General features: G+C 45.1%; 3 protein-coding genes and 2 pseudogenes. 4 read left to right on the top strand and 1 reads right to left on the bottom strand.

All coding sequences use genetic code 11. The features are described from left to right. From ftsH3 to RMO52_RS00500, 3 genes and pseudogenes are all read left to right on the top strand, one after another. A pseudogene (ftsH3, locus tag RMO52_RS00510) lies at positions 1-1015 on the top strand (ATP-dependent zinc metalloprotease FtsH3); the annotation flags it as partial. A gap of 226 nt (positions 1016-1241) precedes the next feature. Further along, a complete protein-coding gene (locus RMO52_RS00505) occupies positions 1242-2210 on the top strand; it encodes a hypothetical protein (RefSeq protein WP_310410038.1) in 969 nt (322 codons plus the stop codon). 77 nt (positions 2211-2287) lie between these two features. Next, positions 2288-2635, top strand: coding sequence for a hypothetical protein (locus RMO52_RS00500; RefSeq protein WP_310410036.1), 348 nt, complete (start codon positions 2288-2290; stop codon positions 2633-2635). 43 nt (positions 2636-2678) lie between these two features. On the opposite strand, the gene hisS is transcribed toward RMO52_RS00500, so the two are convergent. After that, positions 2679-4064 carry a histidine--tRNA ligase gene (gene hisS / locus RMO52_RS00495; protein WP_310410035.1) on the bottom strand — a complete coding sequence of 462 codons (1386 nt, stop codon included), beginning with the start codon at positions 4062-4064 and terminating at the stop codon, positions 2679-2681. A 187-nt stretch (positions 4065-4251) separates the two neighbouring features. Here hisS and RMO52_RS24580 point away from each other — a divergent pair. Further along, positions 4252-4397, top strand: a pseudogene (locus RMO52_RS24580) (histidine--tRNA ligase); the annotation flags it as partial.

Here is a 4397-nt window from a genome sequence, read left to right as displayed (position 1 = left end):
GCGGGAACAGACCCTCAACCAATTACTGACCGAGATGGACGGATTTGAAGGCAATACGGGGATTATTATCATCGCCGCTACCAACCGTCCCGATGTACTCGACTCCGCACTTCTACGCCCAGGTCGTTTCGATCGTCAAGTAGTTGTCGATCGTCCTGACTACGCTGGTCGCCTCGAAATCCTCAACGTTCACGCTCGTGGTAAAACACTTGCTAAAGATGTCGATCTCGAACGCATTTCCCGCCGGACTCCTGGTTTCACAGGCGCAGACTTAGCCAACCTCTTGAATGAGTCCGCAATTCTCGCCGCTCGTCGTAGCTTGACTGAAATCTCGATGGATGAAGTCAACGACGCGATCGATCGTGTGTTAGCAGGCCCAGAAAAGAAAGACCGCGTAATGAGCGAGAAGCGCAAAGTGTTAGTTGCTTATCATGAAGCTGGTCATGCTCTCGTTGGTGCCTTAATGCCCGACTACGACCCCGTACAAAAGATCAGCATCATCCCCCGTGGTAATGCTGGCGGTCTAACTTGGTTTACGCCGAGCGAAGATCGGATGGAATCCGGGCTATACAGCCGTTCCTACCTCCAAAACCAAATGGCTGTCGCTCTCGGCGGTCGGATTGCCGAAGAAATCATCTTCGGTGAAGAAGAAGTCACTACTGGTGCTTCCAATGACCTTCAACAAGTCGCTCGCGTTGCCCGTCAAATGGTAATGCGGTACGGGATGAGCGAGAAGCTCGGCCCCGTCGCCCTCGGTCGTCAACAAGGGAATATGTTCCTCGGTCGCGATATCGCCTCCGAACGGGACTTCTCCGAAGAAACTGCGGCAATTGTTGATGATGAAGTCAGCCAATTAGTAGCAGAAGCTTACAAGCGTGCGAAGGCTGTCTTACTCGGCAACAAGCATGTCTTAGACAAACTAGCAAACATGTTGGTTGATAAGGAAACTGTTGATTCGGAAGAACTTCAGGATTTACTTGCTACCAATGATGTCACAATGGCAGCGATTGCGTAATTTACTTATAAATTAAAAAAGCCCACACTAAACTTAAAATTTTAGTGTGGGCTTTTTAGCATTTAGATCGATTGCCAGACTAAATAAATAGTCATATACCCTGCGACATCCGAGTATTTACTGAGGGCACATTACGTTTTCTATTGCTATATTTGTGGAAATTACCTGAAATAAACAGTATAGGTTTGTTCGGAAAAGCATATCCTTTTTAGCTAAGAGATTAATCATGATTTTCATTATTCCAATTATTCTCGGTGCTGTTGCTTTGATTACTGCTGGTGTAGGAGTCGCAGCAGGAGCAGAGGGCGTTTCCAAAATGGATGAAGCCAAGAAAATCGGAAAAGCAGCTCAAAAAAGGTATGAACAGAAGCAGAAGTCGGTTGAGCGCACGTTCCAAGTGACTCAGAAATTGGCAGAAGAGTATGGTCAGCTTCAAATCCAAGTCAAAATTGAAACCATTGGTCGTTTAGTGGCCTTTATCGAACGAATCGGTCAACAGGCTTCGCAGAGCAATTTGGATTTTTTAGAGGGATTAGAAGGGGTTTCGCCTCAGCAAATCCACGAATATAAAACATCAGCATTAGAGGCACAGAATTTTGTCAAAGGTGGTTTCAAAGCTCTTGGATCTGCTGCTGCGGCGAGTCAAGGTACAGTAGCACTTGTGGGACTTTTTGGTACAGCCAGCACGGGAACAGCAATTGGTGGGCTTAGCGGTGCTGCGGCTTGGAATGCCACTTTGGCATGGCTTGGCGGAGGTTCTCTAGCTACAGGAGGTGGTGGGATGGCATTGGGATCTATCGTGCTAGGTGGAATTGCAATAGCACCAGCTTTAATGATGGGTGGTTTTGTTTTAGGAGGACAAGGAGAAAAAGCTTTAACGAAGGCGCGTCTTTACAAAGCAGAAGCCAATACCGAGATTGCAAAACTTGATGTCTTCGAGGATCTTCTCGAACAAGTACAAACACGGATTCGAGAGCTAAAAGATCTTGTGAAGACATTAAACAATCAGGCTATCGACGGTCTAGGAGAGCTAGAGTCAAAACCTTTTGAGAGAGATAGAGATGCAGTCAAGTTTCAACAAGTTGCACTTCTAATTAAGGCATTAGCCGAAATTCTGAAAATTCCAGTACTAGATAATAAAGGCAATTTAAATCAGGCAACAGCAATGTTGACAGCAAAGTACCGTAATATCTGAGAACCAACATGGCGAATGTAAAATACTCGATTGATTTCAGATATGGTATGGAAGGATTTAATAATCCAGCTCAATGCTTGAACGATGTTGTTCAAGCTTGGACTGAGTACTTGAAAATCACTGAAGAAGAAAAAACTAAACGCAGTGAAATCGAGGCTTGGGAGAATATCACTCTTGCTGAAATTCAGGCAAAACGCGATTTCTTAATTAATTATCTCGATCGTTCATTTGACGAACGTGCCAAAAACTTTCAATCACTTTTTCAAAAAATCGATCGAGCGATGTCATCTGATGATAATCAACAGCTTGGGTTAGCACTAAACGCGATTGTCGATTTGGCTAAATCTAGTCCCTTCCACGATCTTAGCAATCTTTCTATAGTACAAGCAGCACTTGACGATCCAGAGTATGTTTGGGAGTTATAGCCTAGCCGATTACTGAATTAAACCATTAGAAGTAACTATCCAATCAACCCAATCGCTGTTTCACTTCAGTGGCTAAATCCTCGATCGAGACCACAACTTGCTCGCCATTAGTCATATTTTTCAAGATACACTGCTGATTTGCAGCCTCCTCTTCGCCAATAACGACACAAAAAGTTATCCCTTGTTTATCTGCTAGCGCAAATTGTTTCTTCAGCGGACGTTTATCAAATGCGGTGGCGACTTTGATACCAGCTTGGCGCAGTTGTTGAGATACTTGGAGGTAAACTGGCATCAAATCTGCTTGAAGATTTAAGACCATTACTTGAGTGGGCGTTGCTGCTAATGGTTGTAAGATATTAGCTTTTAGTAAGCGATAAATTAGGCGAGTTAAACCAATGGAAATGCCGACTCCGGGCATACTTTCGCCGATGAATGTGCCGACTAATTCTTCATATCGACCGCCAGAACAGATACTCCCGAGGGCTTCATGTCCGATTAGGGTAGTTTCATAAACGGTGCCTGTGTAGTAGTCTAAGCCTCGCGCGATCGAGAGATCGATGCAATAGCAATTAGCGGGTACGCCCAGATCTCGAACACCATTAATTACGGTAGTTAATTCTTCAATACCTAGTTTAAATCGATCGGCATCGGGTAGTTTGGTGGCAAAGTCATTGAGAGTAGTGAGGACTCCATCGACATTACCTTCGATCTTGATAAAATCGATAACCTGTTGGGATTGTTCGGGTGACAATCCTTGAGTTGCTAAACCTGCGAGTACCTTAGCAACGCCGACTTTTTCGAGGGTGTCGATAATATTAATACAGATTTTAATGCGATCGGGTGATACACCCAACGAATCAAAAAAGCCAGTTAATACTTTGCGATTATTGATCCGAATTAGGAAATCACCGATGTTGAGCTGACTGAAAATTTCGGCGATGATCGCGGGCATTTGAGCGTCATACAGCAGACTCAGTTCTTTGCGTCCGACAACATCGATATCGCATTGTCTAAATTGACGATAACGTCCATCTTTTGCCCTTTCGCCGCGAAAGACTAGATCCATCTGATATCTCGCAAAAGGAAACTGGAGATCGTTGAGGTGACGGGCGATATAAGCAGCCAGTGGTACGGTTTGATCGAACTTCAGCGCACGAGCTTCCGATCCGGTATCGCCCTTGCCAGCTTCATCTCGCTCTGCTTGGCGATTGGGGGGGAGCATTGGCTGCAAACCGTAAATGATATTATCACCCTGGTTTCCCTTCGCCTGAAGGACTTCTAGCCGCTCTACAGCCGGGGTTTCGATCGGCGTGAAACCATAACTCTCATACACCCGCCGAATTGTATCCATTAGGTGTTGTTCGAGGCGCTTTTCTCCAGGTAAAAATTCAGGAAAACCGCTGGGAGTGGAGAAATTGATTTTATCCATGAGAGTGGGAGATGGGAGTTGGGAGTTGGGAGTTGGGAGTTGGGACTGAAGTTCTTTACCTGTTAGCTAAATGCTCAACTAACCACACGATCGAAACAGACGCCAACCAAAAATTATAATAATATCCACTATCCACTATCCACTATCCACTATCCACTATCCACTATTCACTCCCATCTCCCATCTCATGGATAAAATTAACTTTTCCACTCCCAGCGGCTTTCCTGAATTTTTACCTGGAGAAAAGCGCCTCGAACAACACTTGATGGATACAATTCGGCGGGTGTATGAGAGTTATGGTTTCACACCGATCGAAACCCCGGCTGTAGAGCG

The organism is Chamaesiphon sp. OTE_8_metabat_110 (assembly GCF_031382685.1).
Classification (GTDB): Bacteria; Cyanobacteriota; Cyanobacteriia; order Cyanobacteriales; family Chamaesiphonaceae; genus Chamaesiphon.
The sequence above is the reverse complement of the archived record's forward strand: the minus strand, read 5'-3'. Positions and strand labels throughout refer to the sequence as shown.

Bases quoted from the DNA above. Each gene is read 5' to 3' on its own strand.
- RMO52_RS00505 (WP_310410038.1), top strand. From the start codon at position 1,242: ATGATTTTCATTATTCCAATTATTCTCGGTGCTGTTGCTTTGATTACT.
- hisS (WP_310410035.1), bottom strand. From the start codon at position 4,064: ATGGATAAAATCAATTTCTCCACTCCCAGCGGTTTTCCTGAATTTTTA.